This is a genomic window from Butyrivibrio sp. CB08 (assembly GCF_003625485.1).
GTDB lineage: Bacteria > Bacillota > Clostridia > Lachnospirales > Lachnospiraceae > Butyrivibrio.
Map to the genome: position 1 here is coordinate 178,409 of NZ_RAIR01000005.1, position 25,290 is coordinate 203,698.

At 39.3% G+C, this 25,290-nt stretch carries 39 protein-coding genes; all 39 read left to right on the forward strand.

Features of this window, described 5'->3' with window-relative positions; all coding sequences use genetic code 11:
* Nucleotides 1-21 precede the first annotated feature (21 nt).
* Complete coding sequence (locus D6855_RS10550; RefSeq protein ID WP_120740789.1) at nt 22-840, forward strand: 4Fe-4S binding protein; 819 nt, start codon at nt 22-24, stop codon at nt 838-840.
* Between the two features lie 66 nt (nt 841-906).
* A complete protein-coding gene (locus D6855_RS10555) occupies nt 907-1,569 on the forward strand; it encodes a GNAT family N-acetyltransferase (RefSeq protein WP_158589507.1) in 663 nt (220 codons plus the stop codon).
* 4 nt (nt 1,570-1,573) lie between these two features.
* The gene (locus D6855_RS10560) at nt 1,574-2,344 is read left to right on the forward strand and encodes a class I SAM-dependent methyltransferase (RefSeq protein WP_120740793.1); all 771 of its coding nucleotides are present in this window, start codon (nt 1,574-1,576) and stop codon (nt 2,342-2,344) included.
* Between the two features lie 32 nt (nt 2,345-2,376).
* Nucleotides 2,377-2,763 (forward strand): VOC family protein, encoded by a 387-nt coding sequence (locus tag D6855_RS10565; RefSeq protein WP_093243825.1) that lies wholly within the window; start codon nt 2,377-2,379, stop codon nt 2,761-2,763.
* 143 nt (nt 2,764-2,906) lie between these two features.
* Complete coding sequence (locus D6855_RS10570) at nt 2,907-3,749, forward strand: DegV family protein (protein WP_120740795.1); 843 nt, start codon at nt 2,907-2,909, stop codon at nt 3,747-3,749.
* A 166-nt stretch (nt 3,750-3,915) separates the two neighbouring features.
* Nucleotides 3,916-4,836 carry a glycosyltransferase family 32 protein gene (locus tag D6855_RS10575; protein WP_158589508.1) on the forward strand — a complete coding sequence of 307 codons (921 nt, stop codon included), beginning with the start codon at nt 3,916-3,918 and terminating at the stop codon, nt 4,834-4,836.
* Nucleotides 4,833-5,606 (forward strand): class I SAM-dependent methyltransferase, encoded by a 774-nt coding sequence (locus D6855_RS10580; protein WP_120740798.1) that lies wholly within the window; start codon nt 4,833-4,835, stop codon nt 5,604-5,606. The genes D6855_RS10575 and D6855_RS10580 overlap by 4 nt, the downstream gene beginning before the upstream one ends.
* Before the next feature lie 200 nt (nt 5,607-5,806).
* Entirely contained in the window at nt 5,807-6,472 is a 666-nt protein-coding gene (locus tag D6855_RS10585) for a phosphatase PAP2 family protein (protein WP_120740800.1), read from the forward strand.
* The gene (locus tag D6855_RS10590) at nt 6,469-7,092 is read left to right on the forward strand and encodes a helix-turn-helix domain-containing protein (protein ID WP_243111882.1); all 624 of its coding nucleotides are present in this window, start codon (nt 6,469-6,471) and stop codon (nt 7,090-7,092) included. Before D6855_RS10585 ends, D6855_RS10590 begins: the two co-directional genes overlap by 4 nt.
* 18 nt (nt 7,093-7,110) lie before the next feature.
* Nucleotides 7,111-7,734, forward strand: a complete 624-nt coding sequence (locus D6855_RS10595; protein WP_120740802.1) for a GNAT family N-acetyltransferase — start codon at nt 7,111-7,113, stop codon at nt 7,732-7,734.
* A 40-nt stretch (nt 7,735-7,774) separates the two neighbouring features.
* On the forward strand, nt 7,775-8,323 hold the full coding sequence (locus D6855_RS10600) for a GNAT family N-acetyltransferase (RefSeq protein ID WP_120740804.1): 549 nt from the start codon (nt 7,775-7,777) through the stop codon (nt 8,321-8,323).
* A gap of 19 nt (nt 8,324-8,342) precedes the next feature.
* The gene (locus D6855_RS10605; protein ID WP_120740806.1) at nt 8,343-9,173 is read left to right on the forward strand and encodes a hypothetical protein; all 831 of its coding nucleotides are present in this window, start codon (nt 8,343-8,345) and stop codon (nt 9,171-9,173) included.
* Nucleotides 9,174-9,200: 27 nt separating this feature from the next.
* Nucleotides 9,201-9,650: a GNAT family N-acetyltransferase gene (locus D6855_RS10610; protein WP_120740808.1), complete on the forward strand. Its 450-nt coding sequence runs from the start codon at nt 9,201-9,203 to the stop codon at nt 9,648-9,650.
* A gap of 25 nt (nt 9,651-9,675) precedes the next feature.
* Nucleotides 9,676-10,110 carry a GNAT family N-acetyltransferase gene (locus D6855_RS10615; protein WP_120740810.1) on the forward strand — a complete coding sequence of 145 codons (435 nt, stop codon included), beginning with the start codon at nt 9,676-9,678 and terminating at the stop codon, nt 10,108-10,110.
* Nucleotides 10,111-10,327: 217 nt separating this feature from the next.
* Nucleotides 10,328-10,894 (forward strand): HD domain-containing protein, encoded by a 567-nt coding sequence (locus D6855_RS10620; RefSeq protein WP_120740812.1) that lies wholly within the window; start codon nt 10,328-10,330, stop codon nt 10,892-10,894.
* A gap of 27 nt (nt 10,895-10,921) precedes the next feature.
* Nucleotides 10,922-11,695 carry a hypothetical protein gene (locus D6855_RS10625; RefSeq protein ID WP_120740814.1) on the forward strand — a complete coding sequence of 258 codons (774 nt, stop codon included), beginning with the start codon at nt 10,922-10,924 and terminating at the stop codon, nt 11,693-11,695.
* A gap of 36 nt (nt 11,696-11,731) precedes the next feature.
* Nucleotides 11,732-12,271, forward strand: a complete 540-nt coding sequence (locus tag D6855_RS10630) for a flavodoxin family protein (protein WP_120740816.1) — start codon at nt 11,732-11,734, stop codon at nt 12,269-12,271.
* Entirely contained in the window at nt 12,272-12,685 is a 414-nt protein-coding gene (locus D6855_RS10635; protein WP_120740818.1) for a GNAT family N-acetyltransferase, read from the forward strand.
* A gap of 13 nt (nt 12,686-12,698) precedes the next feature.
* Nucleotides 12,699-13,220 (forward strand): NUDIX domain-containing protein, encoded by a 522-nt coding sequence (locus tag D6855_RS10640; protein ID WP_120740819.1) that lies wholly within the window; start codon nt 12,699-12,701, stop codon nt 13,218-13,220.
* A gap of 71 nt (nt 13,221-13,291) precedes the next feature.
* On the forward strand, nt 13,292-13,684 hold the full coding sequence (locus D6855_RS10645) for a GNAT family N-acetyltransferase (RefSeq protein ID WP_120740821.1): 393 nt from the start codon (nt 13,292-13,294) through the stop codon (nt 13,682-13,684).
* A gap of 31 nt (nt 13,685-13,715) precedes the next feature.
* On the forward strand, nt 13,716-14,030 hold the full coding sequence (locus tag D6855_RS10650) for a TfoX/Sxy family protein (RefSeq protein ID WP_120740823.1): 315 nt from the start codon (nt 13,716-13,718) through the stop codon (nt 14,028-14,030).
* 91 nt (nt 14,031-14,121) lie between these two features.
* A complete protein-coding gene (locus tag D6855_RS10655) occupies nt 14,122-14,718 on the forward strand; it encodes an NAD(P)H-dependent oxidoreductase (protein WP_120740825.1) in 597 nt (198 codons plus the stop codon).
* Nucleotides 14,719-14,769: 51 nt separating this feature from the next.
* Nucleotides 14,770-15,228 (forward strand): GNAT family N-acetyltransferase, encoded by a 459-nt coding sequence (locus D6855_RS10660; RefSeq protein ID WP_120740827.1) that lies wholly within the window; start codon nt 14,770-14,772, stop codon nt 15,226-15,228.
* A gap of 148 nt (nt 15,229-15,376) precedes the next feature.
* A complete protein-coding gene (locus tag D6855_RS10665; RefSeq protein ID WP_120741059.1) occupies nt 15,377-15,823 on the forward strand; it encodes a hypothetical protein in 447 nt (148 codons plus the stop codon).
* A gap of 67 nt (nt 15,824-15,890) precedes the next feature.
* Nucleotides 15,891-16,727 carry a CPBP family intramembrane glutamic endopeptidase gene (locus D6855_RS10670; RefSeq protein WP_120740829.1) on the forward strand — a complete coding sequence of 279 codons (837 nt, stop codon included), beginning with the start codon at nt 15,891-15,893 and terminating at the stop codon, nt 16,725-16,727.
* Between the two features lie 29 nt (nt 16,728-16,756).
* Nucleotides 16,757-17,371, forward strand: a complete 615-nt coding sequence (locus tag D6855_RS10675; protein ID WP_026663075.1) for a DUF6796 family protein — start codon at nt 16,757-16,759, stop codon at nt 17,369-17,371.
* 79 nt (nt 17,372-17,450) lie between these two features.
* The gene (locus tag D6855_RS10680) at nt 17,451-18,350 is read left to right on the forward strand and encodes an alpha/beta hydrolase (RefSeq protein ID WP_120740831.1); all 900 of its coding nucleotides are present in this window, start codon (nt 17,451-17,453) and stop codon (nt 18,348-18,350) included.
* Nucleotides 18,351-18,370: 20 nt separating this feature from the next.
* Nucleotides 18,371-18,736 carry a fluoride efflux transporter CrcB gene (gene crcB / locus D6855_RS10685; protein WP_120741061.1) on the forward strand — a complete coding sequence of 122 codons (366 nt, stop codon included), beginning with the start codon at nt 18,371-18,373 and terminating at the stop codon, nt 18,734-18,736.
* An 84-nt stretch (nt 18,737-18,820) separates the two neighbouring features.
* On the forward strand, nt 18,821-19,498 hold the full coding sequence (locus D6855_RS10690; RefSeq protein WP_120740833.1) for a Fic family protein: 678 nt from the start codon (nt 18,821-18,823) through the stop codon (nt 19,496-19,498).
* Nucleotides 19,499-19,715: 217 nt separating this feature from the next.
* Entirely contained in the window at nt 19,716-19,925 is a 210-nt protein-coding gene (locus D6855_RS10695) for an aspartate dehydrogenase (protein ID WP_243111884.1), read from the forward strand.
* Nucleotides 19,926-20,002: 77 nt separating this feature from the next.
* Nucleotides 20,003-20,311: a hypothetical protein gene (locus D6855_RS10700; protein WP_120740837.1), complete on the forward strand. Its 309-nt coding sequence runs from the start codon at nt 20,003-20,005 to the stop codon at nt 20,309-20,311.
* 51 nt (nt 20,312-20,362) lie between these two features.
* Nucleotides 20,363-21,196 (forward strand): alpha/beta hydrolase, encoded by an 834-nt coding sequence (locus D6855_RS10705; RefSeq protein WP_120740839.1) that lies wholly within the window; start codon nt 20,363-20,365, stop codon nt 21,194-21,196.
* Between the two features lie 163 nt (nt 21,197-21,359).
* Entirely contained in the window at nt 21,360-21,866 is a 507-nt protein-coding gene (locus tag D6855_RS10710) for a GNAT family N-acetyltransferase (protein ID WP_120740841.1), read from the forward strand.
* A 107-nt stretch (nt 21,867-21,973) separates the two neighbouring features.
* Nucleotides 21,974-22,435 (forward strand): GNAT family N-acetyltransferase, encoded by a 462-nt coding sequence (locus D6855_RS10715; RefSeq protein ID WP_120740843.1) that lies wholly within the window; start codon nt 21,974-21,976, stop codon nt 22,433-22,435.
* A 64-nt stretch (nt 22,436-22,499) separates the two neighbouring features.
* Nucleotides 22,500-22,919: a pyridoxamine 5'-phosphate oxidase family protein gene (locus tag D6855_RS10720; RefSeq protein ID WP_120740845.1), complete on the forward strand. Its 420-nt coding sequence runs from the start codon at nt 22,500-22,502 to the stop codon at nt 22,917-22,919.
* Between the two features lie 45 nt (nt 22,920-22,964).
* Nucleotides 22,965-23,498 carry a flavodoxin family protein gene (locus D6855_RS10725; RefSeq protein ID WP_120740847.1) on the forward strand — a complete coding sequence of 178 codons (534 nt, stop codon included), beginning with the start codon at nt 22,965-22,967 and terminating at the stop codon, nt 23,496-23,498.
* Nucleotides 23,499-23,795: 297 nt separating this feature from the next.
* Nucleotides 23,796-24,116, forward strand: coding sequence for a putative quinol monooxygenase (locus D6855_RS10735; RefSeq protein WP_120740849.1), 321 nt, complete (start codon nt 23,796-23,798; stop codon nt 24,114-24,116).
* A gap of 28 nt (nt 24,117-24,144) precedes the next feature.
* Nucleotides 24,145-24,765, forward strand: coding sequence for a nucleotidyltransferase domain-containing protein (locus D6855_RS10740; protein ID WP_120740851.1), 621 nt, complete (start codon nt 24,145-24,147; stop codon nt 24,763-24,765).
* A gap of 42 nt (nt 24,766-24,807) precedes the next feature.
* Nucleotides 24,808-25,257 carry a GNAT family N-acetyltransferase gene (locus tag D6855_RS10745; protein ID WP_120740853.1) on the forward strand — a complete coding sequence of 150 codons (450 nt, stop codon included), beginning with the start codon at nt 24,808-24,810 and terminating at the stop codon, nt 25,255-25,257.
* Nucleotides 25,258-25,290: the final 33 nt, after the last annotated feature.

The window sequence follows — 25,290 nt, forward strand, 5'->3', positions numbered from 1 at the left end:
AAAGCTTTTAGGGAGATGATCATGAAAAAATACAGATTACCGATAATCTTGCTGACAGTGTTTGAGGCAGTAGCAATAACGCTGTGGCTGACAAAGAACAACCTGTTTTACCTGTTCAACTTCAGCTATATAGGCCTATCCATATCGTTGGGAGTGTTTCTTTTCATAAGGAGATATAACTATGCCCGCCGCATAGTGCAGCTTCTTGTCGGTTTATATATGCTGATCTACCTGGGGCTCATCTGTCAGGAAAATATGCAGATAGAAGGTTTCTGGTATTACCTCTTTACAGGAGTATTTGAGGCAGCGACTATACATTATGCTGTTGCAAAAATATTCGGACCATTGATCTTCGGCCGCGGATGGTGCGGATATGCCTGCTGGACAGCGATGGTGCTGGATTTCCTTCCGTATAAGGAACCGAATGAGCCAAGGCGAAACCTGGGGTGGATCCGGTATATCACTTTTGCAGTATCGCTTATATTTGTATCGGGATTATTCCTTGCAAAGGTAGGAAATATCGAACGTATCATGTTCCTGGCGTTTGTAATCGGGAATATCGCGTATTACGGAACCGGCATAGCACTGGCATTTGCTTTTAAGGATAACAGAGCATTTTGCAAATACATCTGTCCGATCACTGTATTCTTAAAGCCGATGAGCTACTTTTCAATGATCCGGATAAAATGTGATAAAGAGAAATGTATATCCTGTGGGAAGTGCAAGCGGGTATGCCCTATGAATGTAGATGTGACGGATAATTCAAGAAAACGTAAAAATGGAACAGAGTGTATTCTGTGCATGGAATGTGTGAAGAACTGTCCGAAGAATGCACTTTGAACTTCGGAATAACTTAGAACGACAATGGCCGGATTGGTAACGCCGGGCCATGGAAAGGAACCTAGAATGATAGATAATTTGATCATAAGGTCAGAAACGCCTGCAGATTATAAAGAGACAGAGCTAATGACAATGCGTAGTTTTTGGAATAAGTACTGGCCCGGATGCACCGAGCATTTCCTGATTCGCATTATCAGGGGATCGGAGGATTACATTCCCGAGATAAGCCGTATAGCTGAGGTTGACGGCAAAATTGTCGGAGCAGTTTATTATACAAAGGCATGGATTGATGATGGAAATGTCAGACATGAAATAGCTACGTTCGGGCCACTTGCTGTTGAACCAACTATGGAAGGAAATGATATAGGTGGTGCTCTTATGCGAGAAACCATAAAGCTTGCCAAGGAAGCCGGAATAAAAGCGATCGCACTCATGGGAGAGCCAAATTACTATCCGAGATTTGGGCTTAGGCGAGGCGCAGAATGCGGAATTACGGATGCCCAGGGAAATACATTTGATGCCCTTATGTGCCTTCCGCTTAGTGATGATTTTTCAAACATAAAAGGGAAGCTGATTGAGAGTGCAGACTTTGAAAAGCTTGAAGATGAAAACCGCCTCGAGGAGATTAACAAAGAACCTTCTGTTGGAAGCGATGTGAAGTTTATCTGGAATCATAAAGGCGAATCAAAAATAACACAGGTGTTCAAAAACTTGCTTGAGGAAGGATGATGCCATGGACATCAAAGAAAGTATAAATGATACCCGAAAAGGGTTTGAAGAAAGCTTTGCTACTGGTGACTTTTATAACAGACAGACACAAGATACAGAGCATTTGGAAAAAATACTCGGATTTTTGAAAATAAGTGATGGAATGAGGATTCTTGACCTCGGAACCGGGAGTGGATATCTTTCTTTTCCTATTGCGAAGAACAATCCCGGCTGTGATGTGATCGGGCTGGATATCGTGAATGCCGCACTTGAGGCAAACCGAACAAGAGCAGATGTCGAAGGAATTAAAAATCTGTCGTTTGTAAGTTATGACGGAATCGATTTTCCATTTGAAGATGATACCTTTGATCTTGTGGTGACAAGATACGCTTTGCATCATTTTCCTGATATAGAGCATAGCGTTGGTGAAGTGAGCAGAGTTTTAAAGAATGGTGGTAAATTCTTCATTTCAGATCCATGCCCTAACGAATGTGATTCGAATAGATTTGTTGATGATTATATGCGGCTTAAGAAGGATGGGCATATTAAGTTTTATACCAAGGAAGAGTGGAATGCAATTTGTAGCAGGCAGGGTCTCGTTACTGTGGACAGTTTTGACAGTTCAATACGATTTCCTAAGAAGAAGGACACAGCTTTAGGGTACGAGGAAGTACTGGAGAAGCACGATAAGGCTGTAATAGAGAGCTATGATTTGGTAGAGACAGATACAGAACTGTATATTACAGAGCGTGTGAACAATCTTTTGTTCACGAAGATTTTACTTTCAGTTTTATAGACGATGACAAATCGATGTTTGTGGGGGTTGCGATGAAGAATTATACACAGGTATATGTTAAAAACAGTTTTGAAGCAGCAAAAACATACTGCAAAGCCTTTGGAGCAGAAATAACCCGGGAGTTTAAAAACGAAGATAACACTGCTTATGAGCACTGTGAGCTATCTGTAAACGGGGAAGGTTTTTTGGCATTGGCAGAAGCGAAAAATCCCTGTGATATAGATGTAGTACACAAAAACAAGTGGGAAACTATGACTTTTAACGTTTTTGAAATGGGAACAGAAGAAGCTGTTTATAATGCTTTTCAGGTTTTGAGCGATGGGGGCGTAATTATCGAACCTATCGGAGAACTTCCATGGAGTAAATGTTGCGCCACCATTATTGATAAATATGGTGTATGCTGGTGGATATCAATTTAACAAATTCAGGTTTGTCGGGATTAGGGCATAGCCTTTTAACTAGGAAAATGATTTCCATCATCTAATATGTTGTTGTAGCGATGAAGAAAAGTTGGTAAATTGTTAAGAAGATACTAATTTACAGTTTGCTGGGGGAAAAGGCAATGATAAAAATTCTGTCAGATAGCACGTGCGATCTTTCAAAGGAGCTGGTCCAGAAGTATGACTTGGGCATAATTCCGCTGTACGTAAGGCTTGGGGATGAGGAATATCTGGATGGTGTGAATATTTCTCCGGAAGAGCTCTATAAATGGTCTGATGAGCACGGAGAAACTCCCAAGACAGCTGCGGCAAGTGTTGAGGATATCTCGAAATACCTGGACCCTGACAGCTCAGATGAATACATCATATTTACAATCTCATCTTCAATGTCAGCAAGTTTCAACAATGTAAGGCTTGCTGCTGAGGATCTTGAGATGTCTGACAGGGTCTATGTTATAGATTCCGCCAATCTTTCTACCGGTATTGGCCTGTTGGTATTATATGCCGCTGAAATGGCAAAAGCTGGAAAGTCTGCAAAAGAAATCGTTCAGGAAATAGAAAATACAAAAGCTAAAGTCTGTGCAAGCTTTGTTATTGATACCCTTGTATATCTCCACAGAGGAGGCCGCTGCTCTGGGGTTGCAGCTCTTCTTGGAACGGCGCTTAAGCTTCATCCACGTATCGCAGTGGCAGATGGAGCAATGCACCCAGAAAAGAAATATCGCGGACCCAGCAAGCGATTTGTGCTTGACTATGTAAAGGACATGGAGGCTGAACTAAAGAACGCAAGACCTGAGAGAGTATTCATAACCCACTCTGGATGCGACAGGGAGATAGTTGAAGCAGTAAGAGACTATTTAAGTGGTCTTGGCGTATTTGATGAAATCCTCGAGACCAGGGCAGGAGGAGTTGTTTCATCCCACTGCGGCCCTGGAACACTGGGAGTATTATTTATAGCTAAGTGACATGAAAATTTCTGAATATTTTGAAGTACTAAAAACTAAAGATATAGTTTGCTGGGGTAGTGGTAAGCATTTTAAAAACATCACTACCCCCTTCTTACGCAAAAGTGGCCTGATAGATAATTTAAAGGGCTTTGTATCAGCAACGGATAAAGTAGAGCTGGCTAAAATGGATAGCAGCAAGACTGTTATTCTGATTGCTGTGACAGGGCATGAAGAAATCCTGTCTCAGCTTCGATCTGACGTCAGATTGTCCAGGTTTGAAGCTGTTCCAGCAATTTATCTGGAATCTCTTTATGAGGATATGCTTCTTTTATCTGCTGGCAAGCCACCTGTAAACTATCGTAAGCATGACAAACCAGTGATTCCCAGGATTATTCATGCTATATGGTTTTCGGGCGAGCCGATGCCTGAGCTGTATTTAAAGTGCCTTGAATCCTGGAAAAAGTATGCTCCTGATTACGAAATAAAGATCTGGGATATGCAGACGTATAAACCGGATCACTGCTTGTTTTTTGAGCAGGCAATTGGGGATAGGAACTGGTCATTTGCATCAGATTATGCCCGTGCGGATCTGCTTCGTAGATATGGCGGAGTGTATATGGACCTTGATGTGGAGATGCTTCGTCCCATCGATGATCTGCTGTGCAATGATGCCTATATGAGCTTTGAATCTCTGGACCGAATAGAGTGTGGTTCTGGAATGGGAGCAAGGCCTGGTCATCCCATCATGCAGGAAATCTGCGAAAGCTATGAAGAGAGACCCTACTTTAAGGCCGATGGAACATGGGATAATTCCACCTGTCCAGTGCGTTACACTCAGGTCATAGAAAAGCACGGCCTTAAAAAGGATGGCGGTTTCCAGCAGGTAGATGATATCACTATCTATCCATTTGAAGTTCTGACCTGTAAAAGCTTTGATACAGGAATAGTCTATAATACAGAATTAAGCTATACCGTACATCATCACAATGGAAGCTGGATTCCGGATTCTGCCCATAATGCGATGAATGAGCGGTATGCCAAGATACAAGAGTTTCTTGAATCGAGAGGCATAACAGACTATTATTTGAAAAAGGAGCAGATATGAACACAGAAAGAATAAATGAACTTAGAAAAGAATGGGAAGCTGAGGAGAAGATCGCACACATTCATGGATGGGACTTCTCTCATATCCATGACAGATATGAAGAGGAAGATGATCTTCCCTGGGACTACAAAAAGATAATAGATGAGTATCTTCTTCCTGACATGAAGCTGATGGATTTTGACACGGGTGGTGGCGAGTTCCTGTTATCATTGGGACATCCCTACAAGAACACAGCAGCGACAGAAGGATATGCCCCTAATGTCGAGCTTTGCAAGGAGACATTGTTGCCCCTTGGAATTGATTTCAAGCCCTGCAGTGACGAATCAAACATTCCCTTTGCCGACAGTTCTTTTGACATAATGATAAACAGGCATGGAAGCTTCGACCCAGTGGAGGCGCGAAGACTCCTTAAACCTGAAGGAATCTTTATTACTCAGCAGGTAGGAAGCAAAAATGACAGAGATCTGGTTGAGATGGTTCTTCCAGATGTTCCGATGCCTTTCCCTGACCTTGAATTATCCATTCAGCGCAAGAGATTTGAGGATGCTGGTTTTGAGATAATCCAGGCAGATGAAGTTTTCAAGCCAATCAGGTTCTTTAATATTGGAGCATTTGTATGGTTTGCGCACATAATTGAATGGGAATTCCCGGGATTCTCTGTAGAGAAGTGCTTTGATGAGCTTCTCAAAATGCAGGAAGTGATCGACAGAGATGGCTTTGTGGAGGGAACCATTCACAGATACCTGATCGTTGCCAAGAAAAACAGCTGATATTTTTAGCTAAAATAGTTAAGTGTAAAACAGACCTTTTTCCGTGTAGAGAAGGTCTGTTTTTTCTTTTGGATTATGATAAATATGCGGATGATACGAATCGTGTCTGTCATGTTACCAAGCGTTTCTTTACGTTTTTCATGTGTGTTGCTACTTTTGGACTAGCTCCTGAACAAAATAGCACAGAAAGGAAATGAAAAATGAAAGAAACAGGAAAAAAGAACTTAAAATTTGGAATGATTTTTATGATGGCATTTATTATCTGGACATTCCTGATCCAGACTGTAGATGTTAAACCTGCAGGACAGAATGGAACAGATATAGGATTTGCCACCATCAACTGTATGTTCCACAAATTAACAGGCGTACATATGGCTATATACACAATCACTGACTGGCTTGGACTGGTACCAATATGTATATGCCTGATATTTGCAGGAATAGGATTTATGCAGCTGGTAAAGAGAAGAGATCTTCGTAAAGTCGATACCGACATAGTAGTACTTGGGATATACTATATTATAGTGATATTTGGCTATCTGTTATTTGAGATGATACCAATAAACTACAGACCAGTACTTATTGAGGGCATATTGGAAGCTTCTTATCCATCCTCAACTACACTGTTGGTACTGAGCGTTATGCCAACCCTCTATTTCCAGGCAAAAAGAAGAATGAAGGATGGAGCAGGAGTAAAAGTTGTATGTGCATTTTCCATTCTGTTTTCTCTTTTTATGGTAGTTGGAAGAACAGTAGCTGGAGTGCACTGGCTGACAGATATTGTGGGATCAATTCTTTTGAGTGCAGGGCTTTTCCTTATCTATAAGGCGGTAGTTCTGATCACAGATGAGAAGGCCAGTGTATGAGCGGGAGTTATGATATGGAGTTTAGTGAAAAACTGCAGGAACTGAGAAAGAAAAAGGATATGACCCAGGAAGAACTGGCAGAGGCTTTGTATGTATCAAGAACTGCCATTTCCAAGTGGGAGTCTGGTCGAGGTTATCCCAGTATAGATTCATTAAAAGAGATATCAAAGTTCTTTTCAGTATCGATAGACGAGCTTCTATCGGCTGAAAAGATGGTATCTATTGCTGAGAAAGAGAATAGAGACAATATCCGTCACATCTGCAATATGTTATTTGGAGCCGTGGATCTTATGGCTGTGGCACTTATTGTGCTGCCAATTTATCCAAATCTGAGAGACGGCTTTTATTATGCAGTGAGCCTGCCTTACTACACTCAAACTAGCAATCTTAACCTTAGCGGGTATTGGGTCTTGTTCGTTTTATTAGTGATCATAGGGGCGGTTAAGGTTCTTTTGACCAAACTAAGAGTAGAAAAAGGCCAGAGCGCAGTAACGGCTGTGTCGATGATTGTTGGAGTTCTGGCAGTTCTATTCCTTGGCATGGCGAGGGAAGCCTACGGGGTTACAATTTTATTTTTGATGATAATCGCAAAGGGAATTCTCATCTATAAGATGAGATGATTTAGAAAGGAGACAACAATGAGTAATTACACAATTCGTTTAGAAGAAAAGAAAGAATACAGAGAAGTAGAAAATCTTGTAAGAGAGTCATTTTGGAACGTATATCGCCCAGGTTGCAGTGAGCATTATGTCATCCATGTGCTCAGGGACGATCCTGCATTTATTCCAGAGCTTGATTTTGTAATGGAGCAGGATGGCAAGCTGATCGGGCAGAACATATTCATGAAGACCGTTATTGAAGCAGATGATGGAAGGACAATCGACGTTCTTACAATGGGACCAATCGGCATCACACCAGAACTCAAGCGCAAGGGCTATGGAAAGGCTCTGCTGGACTTTTGCCTTGAAAAAGCGACAGAAATGGGCTTTGGAGCAGTGCTCTTTGAAGGAAATATCGGTTTTTATAGTAATTGCGGGTTTGATTATGCAAGCAAGTTTGGAATCCGCTATCACGATCTGCCTGAGGATGCTGATGCTTCATTCTTCCTGTGCAAAGAGCTGATCCCAGGATATCTTGATGATGTAACTGGTGTTTACCAGACACCTCAGGGCTATTATGTAAAAGATGAGGATGTAGAGGAATTCGACAAGCAGTTCCCACCTAAGGAAAAGCTTAAACTTCCCGGACAGTTATTTGACTAAATAATGCGGACTACTTCTATTACCTTTCGGAGATACAGTAATGATAAGACTTGAAACAGAAAGATTATGCCTACGTGACTACGTAGAATCTGACTTTGAGGCATATTATAAATTGAAAACTGATGACGAGACTATGTACTACATGCAGGATATAAGGCTTGACGACCTCGAAACAGCTAAGGCTGAGTTCGAGGAAGTCCTTGCTGATATGGAGAGTGAGCATCGCAAGTTCTATTTTCTTCACATGGAGACCAAAGATACTCATGAGCAGGTAGGAAGCATAGGCTATACATTAGTTGATGAAACCCCTGTAGGAAAGATTGTTCATCTCGGATACTTCATATATCCGAAGTTCTGGGGAAATGGATATACTACCGAGGCTCTTAAGAAGGTTTTTGAGTTCGCATTTACTGAAAACAACGTGTACAGAGTCACAACAGGTTGTCTTAAAGAGAATACCCGCTCCGAGAGAGTCATGCAAAAGAATGGCATGATAAAAGAAGCGGAACACGTTGATTATGAATGGCACGATGGACGTATGAAAACCCGTCTGGAGTACAGACTTTTGAAAAAAGAATGGGAACAGTAAACTGGGAGAGATGATGAGTATGAAAAGAGTATTGGCTTTAATGATTGCGGGAGTAGTGCTTTGCGTCGGAATAACAGCGTGTGGAAAAGGCTCTGAATCTAGCAATAACGTAGTTACAGTCGAAAAAGAAAGTGTACCCAGTGCGGAAGCTTCAAAAGAGACTTCTGCGGATACAGGACTTTCCATACCAGGCCTCTGGCAGACAGCATCTATTGGATATGACGATGGGGAATCCATGCAGCCAGAATACTATGTACAGTTTACAGATTCTGAGATTCAGTATGGACACATGAAGGATGGAGAGTTTTCTCTGGACCACGCGGACAAAATCAGCACTATTGAAAAAACTGCCAGTGGTGGTATTAGAGTACAGGCTGAGAATTCTAATGGATTTAAGTACACATATCAGACCTGTGAGACGGACAGCAATATCCTGGAATACTATGGAACATGGGATGAAAGCGAATTTGCTGATACATACAGTGGATCCTCATCACTGAGTATCTGCGTATCAGATCAGGCAAAAGAGCCTACGGTATCAGCAGATTTTCTTGATGATGATATCGTGTTTCATACGGACGAGAGCGTAGAGGACTTCAGGGTATATTCTCTGGAGCTGGACATCCATGACGATGGCACTGTGGATTACATTCCTACAGAGGTGTACCGTGAGGCGGAACTTACGAAAGACTCTCCGGCGACTGTTCATTTAGAATTCCCTGGAGATATGTCCCTTAACGGTTTTTCCTATAAAGGACCAGATGGTAGCGTAAAGACATTTACCATTGGAATAAGCGGCATGGACGGCTCTTTAGTGATTAATGCTGAAGACTATGAATTGCCGGACTGACCATAACTTTGTTTAAGGAGACCAACTATGGCAATTTTTGAGGTGAAAGAGTATAACGACATCGAAGTGGTAAAAGAGTTGTTCAAAGAGTATTCGCAGATCAAAGGCGCAGAAAGCTGCTTTGTTTCTTTTGATAAGGAACTGGCTGATCTGGAAGCCTTCTACAGTGGAGGAGCGCTTCTTGTTGGCTATGAAGATAATACTCCTGTAGCGTGTATAGCAATAAAGAAGCTGGATGATACTACTTGTGAGGCGAAACGATTATTCATTAAACCAGAGTATCGAGGCAAAGGATATGCCAGAATAATGTTAAACACCATGCTTGAAAAGGCAAAAGAGCTTGGATTTGCGGAGGTTACATTTACAACGAAGCCTTCTGTAATGCAGATAGGATATGGCCTTTACAAGAGAATGGGATTTGAAGAAACTGGTGAAAAAGAAGGGATTGTCAGCATGAGGATGGCAGTCAGGGAGTAAGTAAAACAAAACAGTGAGGCGTTAGATGAAGCAAGAAAAAGACTTTAAGCTTAGAATTACTGATGATGGGAACGAGCAAGATATTAACGATATTCATGCGATGTTAAAGGAGTACAACCTTAGTAAACGAGAAGCATCAAAGAATGTCCCTATTGGTTTGTTTTTAGAGGATGAAAAAAATAAAAAGGTAGCAGGACTTACTGGCGAAATTTTTGGGAACTGGTTGTGCATACATTATCTCTTTGTTGCTGAAGAATTCAGGAAAGAGGGTATGGGAAGCAAATTGTTATTATCTGCAGAAACGGAAGCCGTAAAACGCGGATGTAAATATGCGTTTGTTGATACATTTTCGTTCCAGGCACCGGAGTTTTACAAAATGCATGGATATAAAGAGGTTTTTACTCTTAATGACTATCCTTATTCTGGCAAAAGGCATTACTACACAAAAGACTTAGTATAATGAATTTGAACCAGACGCTATCTAAAGTAGGATCTGCAATCGTAACAGTGACAGTAGTTCTGTTTGCATTTTTTCTGATTATTGACTTTTTATTTTCTGCCCGTCGGTATACTTTCATTTCTTCATTTTAGTTTGAGAAAAAAATAGTGAACCACTAACCCCGTCCCTGGGGGGTCATGCAACTGGCAGGGTAAAACTTTTACTTGGGAGGATTAGTATGAACGCTAGAGAATACCTGGATATTTTACACATTGCTGAGAGATTGAAAGATACGCCACGCCATTGCACTACTACAAAAAGGCGGACAGAGAGCGTTGCTGAACATAGTTGGCGTATTTCGCTGATGGCATTTCTTCTAAGGCACGAGTTTCCGGATCTGGATATGGATAAAGTTGTAGACATGTGCCTCATCCATGATCTTGGGGAATGCTTTACTGGTGATATTCCAACCTTTATCAAGACAGATGATGACAGAGAAGTTGAGGATTCGCTTCTCAACAAGTGGGTGCAATCACTGCCGGAGGAATTATCCAGAGATATCGCCGAGTTATACAAAGAGATGGATGCGCAGAAAACTAAGGAAGCAAAGTTATACAAGTCTCTTGATAAGCTCGAAGCTCTTATACAGCACAATGAATCTCCTATAGATACATGGTCAGAAAACGAGTTTGAGCTTAATAAAACATATGCATTTGATACTGTTGCATTCTCGGATTGGCTTACTGAACTGAGAAAAGAAATTTTGGATGATACCCTAAAAAAGATAGAAGCTGAGAAGCAGTAACTTTAAATATATCGGAGGAGCGAACCAATGAATTATTTTATAGAAGGTCTACAAGGAAGTGGCAAAAGTACTTTGCTAGAAAAGTTGGCCAGAAGATATACAACTTGCGTAGTTTTACGTGAAGGTGATTATTCACCTGTAGAATTGGCTTGGTGTGCCCTCGTAACAAAAGAACAATATTCTGACATACTCGAGAAGTATGCTGGTATTCGTTCAATGATTGAAGATAATAGCTATGCTGAAGGCGATAATAAAATCATTTGCTATACGAAGATTCTCACGGATGTTCCGGGATTTCATAAAGACCTTGAAAAATACGAAATCTATAATGGTCGTCTTGTTTTTGACGAGTTTAAGAGGATTGTATTTAACAGGTTTAATAATTGGAACGGCGATAACATGATTTTTGAGTGCTCATTATTCCAGAATATTGTTGAAGATATGATACTTTACAGGAATGCTTCAGATCAGGCAATACTGGACTTTTATAAGGAACTTGCGGACTTGATTGAGAAAACACCGTTTCGTATATTTTATTTAGAAACAGAGAATGTTGCCGATAATATCGGGGTCATCAGAAAGGAGCGTTCCGATGAGAATGGGAATGAGATGTGGTTTCCCCTTATGATGAGGTATTTTGATGAGTCACCTTATGCCAAAATTAATGGGATATCAGGTGAGGAAGAGTTGTTAAAACACTTTTCGCACAGGCAAGAATTGGAACTTCGAATATGCAGAGAATTCTTCCGGGATAAGGTGACAGTGCTTAAATCAAAAGCATATTCGGATAAAGAATTATAAGCAAGTGCTAAATATCTTGTAAAGATGGAGAGATGGATGAAAGCATTGGTGATTAACTGCAGTCCTGTCAGACATGGAGCTACAGCTGAGATAGTCAGTATTGTTTCACAGGAACTGTCAAAGAAATATGATGTTAAGAATATTTGCATTGATGACTATACCTTCAGTTTTTGCAAAGGATGCCGTTCGTGCCACAGCACTGCTAAGTGCGTGATAGAGGATGATATTCCGGTAATCATGGATGAATTTGATGCTGCAGATGTGATAGTTTCAGTTTCTCCATCGTACTGGGCTGATATTCCCGGACAATATAAAGCTTTTATAGACAGATGTACCCCATGGTGTAATACCCATGAGCCACATGCAACGATTAGACCAGGTAAAAGAGGCTACTCTATAGCCCTTAGAACAGGGCCGAGTATGCCTGAATGTGAGCGGATTATTCATAGTATCGAGCACTTTTACGGACATTTAGAGATTCAAGCGGTGAAGAGCCTGGGATTGTGTTCTGTAGAATACAAGGAAAATGTGGAGCCAAGAATAGAGGAAATAAAAGAATTTTGTGAGGATATATAAATGGTGATAAAAAGAGTATCTGAAACTGATGATAGAGCAGGCCTGTTTATAAATGAAGCATTCACAGATTATGCGATAAAGAGCAATGTGAAGCTGAATTTTGAGGAATACTGCTTTGCTGCAGAGAATGATGAGGGAGAAATCATAGGAGTAATAACCGGAAGAGCATATTACAACGAGGTTCATATCGGTGATCTGATAATTGATGAGAAGTATAGAAGGCTTAGGCTCGGATCAGAGCTTGTTAAGAAAGTTGAGGAGGAGTATTCGGGAAAGGGATTTGAGAAAATCACCCTGACGACCTTTGGATTCCAGGCACCGGAATTTTATAAGAAGCTTGGATACTCTTTGGAATTTGTTAGAGAAGACAAGGATCCTAAACTGAGCAAGTATTTCTATTCAAAGGCAATCTGAGTAATGGAGCATTATGAAACAGTTATTTGAAATAGATCTTAAGGATTATAAAGAAACAGATACGGTTTTTCGCAGACCTTCAGCGAGGGCCATCATTATAAAAGATGATAAGATAGCTCTCGTTTACAGCAAGAAAGAGAAGTATTACAAGTTCCCTGGCGGAGGAATCCATGATGACGAAGATAAGAAAGAAGCTCTCATCAGAGAGGTTCGGGAAGAAGTGGGTCTTGTAGTAATTCCTGAATCTATCAGGGAATATGGAAGTGTATTGCGAAGACAGAAGAGCACTGTAAAGGATGGCGAAATCTTTGAACAGGAGAACTATTACTATTTCTGTGATGTTGAGGACAGAGTTGTCGGACAGGATTTGGATGCTTATGAGGACAAAGCGGGGTTTGTGCTGAAAATAGTGGATATCGATGAGGCTATTGCGACTAATGCAGCGTATTCTAGTGAAGATTATTTCAATGAAATTATGATCAAAAGAGATAGAAGAATGCTTGAAATGGCAAAGCAGGAGTTAGGATGGAAATAAGATTTGCTGACAAAAAAGATATTGTGAAGACTTCTGAGAATGCATGGTATTGGTAAAGAAATGAGGATGATATGGACTACAGAATAATAGATGGCGCAGAGAGTATGAAGATGGAAGATATACAGAGGCTTCTTAAGATGACATACTGGGCAGATAAGCGTTCACCTGAGACGGTTGAGAAGTCTGTGAAAAATGCTTCCTGTTATGGAATCTATATTGATGCAGAAGAAAAGCTTGTGGGATTTGCAAGGATAATCAGTGACTATGCAACTACTTTCTATCTTGCAGATGTAATCATCGATCCTGAATATCAGCATCAGGGACTAGGAACCGCATTGGTTTCATATGCAGTATCCAGACCGGTATATCAAGGGCTTAGAGGAATTCTTCTAACCAAGAATGCTCATGGTTTGTACAGAAAGTTTGGGTTTGAGTTAAACACAGAGCGCGCAATGATTAAGTAGAGGGTAAGAAACATGAGTGAAAGAGGGAAGGATGGCATCAACTAAAGAGTATCTGGAATTCATATTAGAACAGCTTTCTGAGCTGGATGAAATAACATATAAGGCTATGATGGGCGAATACATCATCTATTATCGTGGCAAGATTGTTGGCGGAATCTATGATGACCGTTTTCTCGTAAAGAATATTAAGGCAGCTGCAGATAAGATGCCAGATGCGGATCTAGAGCTTCCTTACGAAGGGGCAAAAAAGATGCTGCTTGTTGATGATGTTGATAATAAGGAGTTTCTTAGAAATCTTTTGGAAGCAATGTATGATGAGCTTCCTGTTCCGAAGAAAAAGAAATGATGATGAGACTGAGTACTATTTTGCAATAGTTCTGAAAGAATCCGGGAGTTGATCAGACAGAATCAGGGTTAGATGAGATAACGGAGATGTTATGAAAGTATTAGTTGTATATTGTCATCCAAGTAAAAACAGTTTTACACATACGATAAAGGAATCCTTTATACGAGGGCTCGAGGATGCAGGCCACTCTTATGAGGTCTCTGATTTGTATGCACAGGGATTTAATCCAGTCATGTCAGAAAGTGAATATATTAGAGAAGGATTTTATCGATTAGAGGATCCTGTAGAGAAAGACATTCTTAATGAGCAGGCGAAGATTAATTCGGCCGACATTGTTGTATTTATTTATCCTGATTTTTGGACGGCTTCTCCGGCTATGCTTGAGGGATGGTTCCAGAGGGTGTGGACATATGGTTTTGCCTATGGAGATAAAACTTCGATGAAAACTTTGGAAAAAGCCATGTTTCTTATTACAATGGGAGGCTCATTAAAGGATGATATCAGGTTGCAGCAACTTGAAGCCATGAAGACTGTTATGGTTGGTGACCGAATTCGTAACAGGGCAAAAAAATGCGAAGTGTATGCTTTTGACGAAATGACCCGAGGCTATGGTAATGATATAAATAGAGAAGAAAGAATCGAAACATTTTCACAAAGGGCATATGATTTGGCAAAAGGATTAAGATAAGGAAAGCCTTTTATATCGATATTATCTTTGAAGATAAACGAGGAGGGCATTATGGATATTGAGTATCGTTGGACTGGCGGTAGTAACGAAGATTTCAGATGCTTTTATGAAAAGACGGAAGAATATTACTGTAAGATTGTAGGTGGAATTTCCAATAGATCGGGATTTGTTCCATATAATTTGTCTGACAGCATTTCGGATGTTATAATCGCATATTCTGATGGTACAGCAGTTGGATGTGCCGGATTAAAGAGATATTCCGATGCTGATGTTGAGATAAAAAGAGTCTGGGTAGAACCTGATTATCGAGGTAAAAAGATCGCAACACAAATAATGGAACGTGTTGAGGAAAAGGCCAGGCGAATGGGATTTAAAAGGGCAATTCTGCAAACGAGACCGATTATGCTTGATGCCGTTGGGTTATATGAGAAGAGAGGTTATGTTCTGATTGATAACTATCCCCCTTATGACAAGCTGGAAGGCGCCATTTGTATGGCGTTAAACTTATAATACATATCTTTCGACTCTTCCTGCGAAGATTAACAAGTCAATTATAGACTATCAGGAATGGAAAAATGCGGGCCTGCTCGGTTGGGTTTGAAATAGTTGGGACTCATCCGTGGTATAAGAGTGAAAAGTGATGGAGATTTGTAAAGCCATGATAGTAATAAAAACTTCTATTTTTCCGGCATCAAGGGAAGAAATGTTTAACAAACTGCAGAAGCTGAAACTATTACAGTATATAGCCTGGCCATATGCAACATTTACGCCTGTGGGTGAAAAGATCTCCGAGTGGCGAGCCGGGACAAGTTCAGTTTACATGTTCAAACTCTTTGGGATTATACCATTCGGAACGCATAAGATAAATGTCGTCAGTTTTGATAAGGATGATGGCATATATACTCATGAAGGAAATGAATATGTTCCAACATGGAATCACAGGATTGTTTTAGAGGAAATTTCACCGGATCAATGTCTATACTCTGATATTGTTGAGATAGAAGCCGGTTGGAAGACGATATTCGTTTACTTATGGGCTAGGTGTTTTTATGCGCACAGACAGAGAAAGTGGATCAGGCTCCTGAGCAAAGGAACGAAAAGCTGATTTAGGGACTCTGATTATCTTTAAAAATAGCGTGCTAAAGAAGTCGAAGATTGTAGGAGAAAGTGACATGAGTGAAAATATTAAACAGAAAACCGTGTTATCATGTTGGATCATATTCGCAATATTGATCTTTGTACATGGATTTGAAGCAATCGTTCTTCGTATGGATGAGACGGTGCTTGGTGAAAACTGTATAAACAAGCTGTTTGGCATTTTTGCTGTCTTTGTTGTCCTGCGTCTTCTCAATTGGAAGTGGGAGGATATAGGTTTTGCAAAAAACGGGTTTTCGAAAGGCATCTGTATCGGTCTTATCCTCGGCATCAGTTCATTCTTGATATCATATACGATTGAGATTCTTATGTTAAGAAATCAGGGGTTGAAAGCCCATCTTGGAGTGTTTACTACCGGTTTTTCTCTTACGGGAGAAGCCTCAGTACATACTGGTATCGGTTTCATATTGATGTGTGTGTTCTTTAACGTTATAAACGTGATCATGGAGGAAGGGACATTTCGTGGGTTGTTCTATAAGATCGTGGATATGGATCATTCCATGAGATTTGCCCTCTTATTTCAGGCATTTTTGTTTGGAATCTGGCATATAGTAACCCCGCTGCATAATCTCATCGATGGTGATATTAACACCGCATCTTTTGTCGCCCTTGGAGTAGGATATATCATTCTCGCGGGGATGATGGGAATAAAATGGGGACTTTTGTACCGGATGACCGGAAACCTGTATGCCGGTATGGCCGACCACTTTTTTAACAACTGTATTGCGACGAATCTACTCCATGTGATAACCGATACAGGAACAGATGATATGATGATCGTTCGAGTTATTATTGCGCAGCTTTTGTCATTTGCAGTTGTGATAGCAGTGTGGTTAAAAAGAAAGTCTGCGTAAGGAAAGATTTCAATCACGAGGATACGAATATGCTGAAGGGATTATTGATATTGGCTTGCGTAGCACACGTTTTATGTGGATATAGTGACTGCCTGTTGAGCTATGGAAAGAACGGACGACTGAACTTAAAAGAAATAAATGATCCGGCGAAGATGTCAAAGATGTTTGACGCTATGCCGCTTTGGCAGCCGATGGCATCTATTCTGATAGGCACATTTTCTATCACAGCATTTACATTTGGCTATTTGGCACTGGCAAGTTGGATGCATGGGTATAATACTGTAACTGCTTATATCATGCTGGCCAGCACTGTGCTATTTGTAGTTCCCATAGTTACACACCATATTATATGCGGCTTGGTAGAGTGGTTTTATATCAAACTCGGAAGAACTGAAGAAGCCCGGGAATTGGTACTGGATTTCCAGAAAAAGACGATCGTTACCATGATTATAGGATACCTCGGAGAGCTTTTGTTTTTAATAAGCTTTCTGGTTATGGTAGTTTCGAAACAGACAAGCTTGCCTCAGTGGGCATGTATTGTTAATACTTTGCCTATTATGCTTCTGATCTTGCCAACGAAGATACCGGCAAAAGGAAACGTTGCTGGGGCAATTATGTTTCTTGGCTTGACAATATTGTTGTAATCTTGAATCTGGCAGAATAAGGGCATAGCCTTTTATCTCGCAATTTAATGTATTATGAGGAACGAGAGGATATCATACTTTGGGGAAATATCCTATAGACAAAGAATTGGTAAAATTAAGAAATCTCCATTTGCCAAATAACAGATTTGTTGTAATGGCCATTAATACATATCTTTCGACTCTTCCTGCGAAGATTAACAAGTCAATTATAGACTATCAGGAATGGAAAAATGGCGATGTAACCATGCACATGTTTACACCGGTATCGCTAAAGGGAGAGATTTCACCGTGCTTATATTATATTCATGGCGGAGGATTTGTTTTTAAAGCAACGGATGTTCAATATCATTATGAACAGCAATATGCATTAAAATGCGGTTGCAGAGTTATCGGGATAGATTACAAACTAATGCCTAAACACATTTGGCCCGATGCTATGAATGATTGCATTAATGGATATAAATATCTCCTTGAATATTCTGACAGGCTAGGGATTGATCCTAAACGGACTGTTATCGGGGGCGACTCGGCAGGAGGCCTTTTGTCGCTTGAAAGCTATTTGGGTATAAAAGAAATTGGACTAATTAAACCCAGTGGATTGATGTTAATATATCCAGTCACGGATCATACGAGTAGTACGGAATCCGTCAAAAGATATACAGATACTCCGGTGTGGGATGGAAAGGCAAATAAACTGTTCTGGAAACAGTTCTTAAATGGACAGGAGTATATTTCACCAATTCAGAGGGCTGAAGAACTTGATGTGGACAATCTCTTTGTAGAGATTGAGGAATTTGATTGCCTGCACGATGAAGGAAAATTGCTATATGAAAAGGCAAAAGAAACTGTTACAAATGCAACCTTGCTGGATAATCATGGGACGTTCCATGCCTTCGATTCCAATTATGATGCAAGAATAGCCCAAAGTACATTGGAGGCAAGATGCAGTTTTATCAATCAATGCTTTCAATCAAAATAATTGTTAAAAGAGGAAATGAAATGAGTTTTGTTTTCGTGGCACTTGGTGGCGCATTGGGAGCGGTAGCTAGATATGCAATAAGTCTTATACCGGTAAAAGGACAGTTTCCAATACTGACGTTGGTAACTAATATGCTTGGTGCGATTCTGATAGGTTTCATAGTTGGATTAACAGATAAAAAAGATGAAATATCACCCAATACGGTACTCTTCTGGAAGACAGGTGTATGCGGTGGCTTCACAACATTTTCAACGTTTTCGCTTGAGGCATATAAGTTGCTTGAAAACAAAGCATATGCCCTTGGAGGAGTATATGTAGCGTTAAGCGTTTGCTGCTGTATTTTCGGTATCTTATTAGGAAAAAAACTGGCGACAATAATTGGATAATCGTAAGTTATCTCGCAAGATAATGAGAATTTTTCTGTATAAGTTCAACATAGGTAGTTCATATCATAGATTTAGAGGAAAGAGATGAAACTTCCGGGAGGACTATATCACGAGCTACAGGTCAGGATGACATATAATTCCAATCATATTGAGGGAAGTAAACTATCTGAGGATCAGACAAGGATGATTTTTGAGACAAACACCCTTGATGTGGGTGACGGCATTCCTGTAGATGATGTGTTGGAAACAGTACATCATTTTCGAGCAATCGATTATGTAATAGATATTGCGGAGGATGAACTGACCGAGGATATTATCAAACAGCTGCATTTTATCTTAAAGCATGATACGAAGGATTCAACGCTTGGATGGTTTGCTGTTGGTGATTATAAAAAACGTGCGAATGTAGTAGGTGGTCGGGAAACATCCAAACCATCGGATGTCCATAAGCACATGATGGATTTGCTTAAAGAGTACAACACCAAAGAAAATGTCACAGTAGAGGATATCATAGCTTTGCATGCCGAGTTTGAGTATATACATCCATTTCAGAATGGAAACGGCAGAGTCGGACGCCTTGTAGCACTAAAGGAGTGCCTGCGGCATGGTGTGATACCTTTTATCATCGGGGATGCGAAGAAAAATTACTATTACAGAGGCCTCTCCGAATGGAGAAATGAAAAGGGCTGGCTTACTGATATCTGCTTGGACGGGCAGGATACATTTAAAAGACTTATGGATATGTTGGAAATTCAGTACTGATAGTGATTTCAAAAATTTCACTTGATGTACCAAAGAACAAGATTTCTTGCTCACGGCTTGTTAAAACAAAATAAGTGTAAAAGAGGCCATTTCTCGTGCGTGTGAGAGTGGCCTCTTATTTTTCTATGGTATAGTATGATTGTAATTAACGGTAAACAGTGAGGCGTTAGATGAAGCAAGAAAAAGACTTTATGGAATTTGTATGGGGGGATTAGCAATGAGTAAGTTAAGGATGCCAAAAATATCTTTTGATCCGGAAAAACAGATAGCTGTAATTAAGTGCAGTATCTGCACTGGAGAGCAAGTAGCAGGATTTAAAAGTAAAGAAGATGGCCATTTCACTGAGGTAATGTTAATAAGAGATGCTAAGGATCTAGAGAAGTTTAAAAAAACGTACAAAATAACAGAGATAAAAAAGGAATACTAAAAGAATAGACACTATAAAAATATCTGTCCTTACTATCATGATTTGTAGGAGTATCTTGCAGTTTACAGGAGGTCGTTGTGGGAAATAAAGGAACTAAATTATGCGTCATTTCATTGATTTGTATGTTTTTGGCACCAATAGTTATTTTTTTGATCGTGGGAAGATTTATGAGCGGGGACATTTCGGGAGCAACAGCTGATGCCTACGGTGTGATGATACCGCTTGATATTGCATCTTATATTGCAGCTTGGGCTCTTGCGATTATAGCAAGAGTTAAGTATAAAGACAGATTCAGCTTGGTTCTGATAATTTTATATGGATTATTACTTGCTCTTTCCGTAATCGGAATCATTGTATTATTATGTGTTTTTATCGGTATGTTCTAGCACTATATTTTTAATATAACGTACTATGAGAAATTGGCAGGAAGAAGAAATATGAACGATTATTTGCGTGAGAGTTTCAGTTATTTTGGAATATATAAGCGACTCTTTTCAGCAAAGAAATACACATCCCCTGAGAGAGTATGTTTTGGTTCGGATAAGGAGCAGTATTTTCTGTATTATGAACCTGATAATGCCATAAGCAATAAGATCATATACTGGGTTCATGGCGGAGGATGGAACGCAGGGAATCCTAAATTCTTTGATTATGTAGGACAGCATATTTCAAAAGCTGGATACAGGATTATATCTGCAGGTTACAGGCTCTCGCCAAAGCATAAGTATCCCATCCAGATTGAGGATGTATGTTCCTGCTATAACAAGACGATAGAATTCCTGAAAGAAAAATGTATAGATACTTCACAAATAATTGTTGTCGGACCTTCAGCCGGAGCTCATCTGACATCAATAATGTGCTATAGCAAGAAAGTACAGGAAGAGTATGACGTAGACATATCCTCAATAATTGGATTTATAGGGTTCGGAGGTCCTTATAGTTTTAGAAGCGATCAATCCAAAACTATCAAGCTGTTGCTTGGTCAGTTGTTTGAAAAGGAATATAGCAGAAAAGATGCAGAACCGGTTTCGTTAATGTCCAAAAACAATATACCTATGCTGCTTATTCAGAGCAAGCATGATGGCCTCATCCAATATGAGTGCGCTGAGGATTTTGCATTACGTGCCCGAGAATTAGGCAATACCTGCGAATTATACAGTGTAGAAGACAAGAAGAATACTCATTCGTGGTATACTGCCGGGTTGTTTTTGGAAACAAGGGAAGAAAACAAGGGATTAGACAAATTCTTTACATGGATTGAAGAACTGTAACGGGAAAGGTGGAAAATAGAAAAGCCCTGTTCCGATATTTATTGTATCTAATATTGATACATCAGATATTATGGATGCTTTTGATGTTTTAGGATAATAAATTCAAGTTTGTAGAAATCTTTATCTTTCAGAATAATCAAAATAAAGGAGCAAAGTAGAAGAAATGAATCTTTCTATAAGAAAATGGAGAATCGAAGACAAGTCAGATCTCGCAATAAACCTAAATAATCTAAAGGTTTTGAATAACCTTAGGGATGGACTGCCATATCCGTACACAGAAGATGATGCAGAGGATTTTATCCGGATGATGCTATCGGCTGACCCGGACAGTACATTTGCGTTTGCTATAACACTTGATGATAAGGTAATTGGAAGCATTGGAGTATTTCGGAAGGATAATATTCATAGCAGGACCGCTGAAATGGGATATTATATAGGTGAGCCATACTGGGGGAATGGCTATATGACTAATGCTATAAAACAGGTCTGTGAGTATGTACTTGGGAATACAGATATTATTCGTATATTTGCTGAACCATTTGCGCATAATATAGCTTCATGTAAAGCATTGGAAAAGGCGGGATTCCAATATGAAGGGACATTAAAGTGCAATGCTATAAAATGTGGCAATATCATTGATATGAAAATGTATGCACTGGTAAGAGAGTGATTCCCGTTTGCCTGGATAATGTGTTAGTGCGTTATCTTTGAATATAAATGAGTATGACAAATCGCAATTTGATAAAACAATTATCTTACAGTTAATAGGAGTGAAAAGTGATTCTTCGATTAGCAAATAAAAAAGATATTAAGGGATTACAGCCATTATATTTTGAATTGGAAAAAGATGCTGTTAAATTTCAACCAGAGCATTTTGTTATTGGAAATCGTGATGAAGAATTCTTTAATACTATTTTCGACAGTGATAATAAAGACATTATTGTAGCGGAAGAAGACGGAAATATTATTGGATTTGCTCATGTTATGATTCTTGAACAAAAAAAGGTTCCTTGCTTGAAAGATGAAAGGGTTCTTTATTTGCAAGATATTGATGTCGCAGAAGAAATGCGCAGTAAGGGGATAGGATCAAAACTTATTGATGCATGTAAGAATTATGGAAAAGATAAAGGCGCTGATTTCATGAGGACTCAAGTTTTCCCACAAAATATGCGTGGCATGGAGTTCTATGAAAGAGCTGGTTTCGCTGAAAAAATGAAAACTATAGAAATCTATCTTTAAACAATAATACAAATTCCCATTTTTCGGGATGAGGCAATACAAATTTTAGGATACGGGAACAAATATGGATTTAAATAAAATAGAGAGTTTTATAAGAAAACAAAAAGTTGCGTTTATTTGTTCAGTTGACGAAGAAGGTTTTCCCAATGTAAAGGCAATGTTAAAACCAAGAAAGATGGAAGGACTTCACCGGTTTTATCTTTCGACGAATACTTCTTCCATGAGAGTAAAGCAGTATATTAATAATCCGAACGCTTGTATTTATTTCTATCACAAAGGCTTGATTAAATACACGGGAGTTATGCTGAAAGGAAAAATGGAAGTATTAACCGATCAGGATACCAAAGATATGATATGGCGAAAAGGAGATACGATGTTTTACAAGGGCGGTGTTACAGATCCGGACTACTGTGTTTTGAGATTTACGGCAGAAAATGGTAGATACTATTGTGATTTGGAAACTGAGAGTTTTACGATAGAGTGATATAAATCGGAGTTTATCAAGATTATATTACACGGAGGAAGAAAAATGAGTAACGTCTTAATCTTATCAGGAAGCCCAAGAAAAAACGGAAATACGGATCTGTTAGTTTCTTCTTTCGCAAACGGGGCAAAAATAAATCATGAGGTTGAGATAGTTTCAATTCATGATTATAAAATAAATCCTTGCATTGGATGTAATACATGTTTTACCAGGGAAAAGAATGATTGTTTTCAGAATGATGATATGTCATTAATCTATGACAAATTAGCTGTTACAGATATTCTTGTTATTGCATCGCCGGTATATTTTTATGGAATCAGTTCACAGCTTAAAGCAGTAATAGACAGGCTTCATACTCCAAAAAGAAATCAGTTTCCGATTAAAAGAACTGCTTTGATTTTGGTTGGAGCGGCAAATTTGCCTGAATTGTTCGATGCTATATTGTCACAATACAAGTTGATTTTATCATTCTTTCATCTTGAAGATGCCGGAACGGTTTTGGTAAGAGGAGCAAAAGATAAAGGTGAAGTAACCGAAGAAGATTTAGATAAAGCATATAGACTTGGAGAAACAATGTGAACTACTCCGACTTAATGCTTCGCATTTGAAGTCGGAGCTTCCTGCTTCAACCACTACCGCGTTGGCTACGATATTACGTAACTCAATGACTTACACAATGTCCACAGGCGTATAAGTTCGGGCTATTCCATCCCTACTTATATTTGGTTTTTATGCTACTTCAACAAGTAGGCGTAATCCTTCGTTTAGGATATTGATAGCAGCGTTCTGGTCACGGCTAATTGTAAGACCGCAATCACAAGTCATTTTACGGATTTGCAAGTTCTTCATTTCAGGATAACTTACTAAGGAGATCTTATGATAACAGTAAACCTTTACTATAAGGGAATAAACGGAAATGCACGTGCATTTGTGGATGAAATGGAATCATCAGGTATCGCTGATGCTATTCGAGCAGAAGAAGGAAATCTGAGGTATGAATACTTTCAACCTCTCAAGGACCCCGAGACTGTATTGCTCATTGATTCGTGGTTAGATCAGGAGGCTATAGATGTTCATCATGCATCATCGATGATGAAGCAACTTGCCGAGCTTCGCGATAAGTATGATCTTCACATGGCAGTGGAACGATTTGTTAGCGAAGAATATGAATCGGATGAGAAGTACTTAAGGAAATAATAACTTTCAGAATAAAGGAGCATGAAGTATGATTTCAATCAAGGAAGAAGAAATAGTAAAGTATTTAAAAGAATCTTACAATCCTATAGCTATTATTAAATATGGTTCTTTTGCAGATGGAAGTGCTAATGAGAACAGTGACTTTGATGCGTTAGTAATTACCACAGATGTTGAAAAGCATGATTCATCCGTTGTTGCAGATACTGTATTGGACGTTTGGGTATATCCAGAAAATAAGTTTTCTTCTGGATATGATCCGGATGAATTTCTGCAGGTATTTGATGGCATCATAATTCAGGATCAGAGAGGATTAGCGAAAAAACTGATAGATAGAGTAAATGATTATATAGATCAAACACCGGCAAAATCTGATGAAGATATAATACAGGAGGTTGCATGGTGCGAAAAGATGCTAGCCAGAACTGTCAGAGAAGATGCTGAAGGCTATTACAGGTGGCACTGGCTACTTATGGATAGTTTGGAAATATATTTTGATATAAAGCATTTGTATTATCACGGTCCAAAGAAGGCTCTCAAATATATGCAGAATAATGATTCAGAAACATTCGATATATACTTGTGTGCATTAAAAGAAATGAATCAAGATAATCTTGCACAGTGGATTGGAGTGCTTAAGGCTTTAAAATAAATAATTATATTGCAGTTTTATATACGAAAGGAAATAACCTATATGAATATTATGAGGGCCGATAATACTGATCTTCAGGAGATTTTAGATCTTCAGTACCTGGCGTATCAGAGTGAGGCAGCTCTGTTTGGAAGTAAAGACATACCTCCGCTTAAAGAGACGCTATCCGAACTTGAGGCAGAATTCAAAAAAGGAATAATTCTGAAGATGGTCGATGATAAAGGAAACATCATAGGCTCAGTACGCTCTAAGTCTAATGAGAATACAGTATATATCGGTAAGCTTATGGTACATCCGGACGAACAGAAAAAAGGATATGGTAAAAAACTTCTTTGCGAGATAGAAAGGTATTATCCAAATAAGCGTTTTGAACTCTTTACGAGCACAAGAAGCATAGATAATATTAGGCTTTATGAGAAGATGGGATATAAGAAGTTCAAAGAAGAAAAGATTACAGATGAACTCATATTTGTCTATATGGAAAAGGAATAGTGCATTAAATTTGAATATAACTGACCAATAATA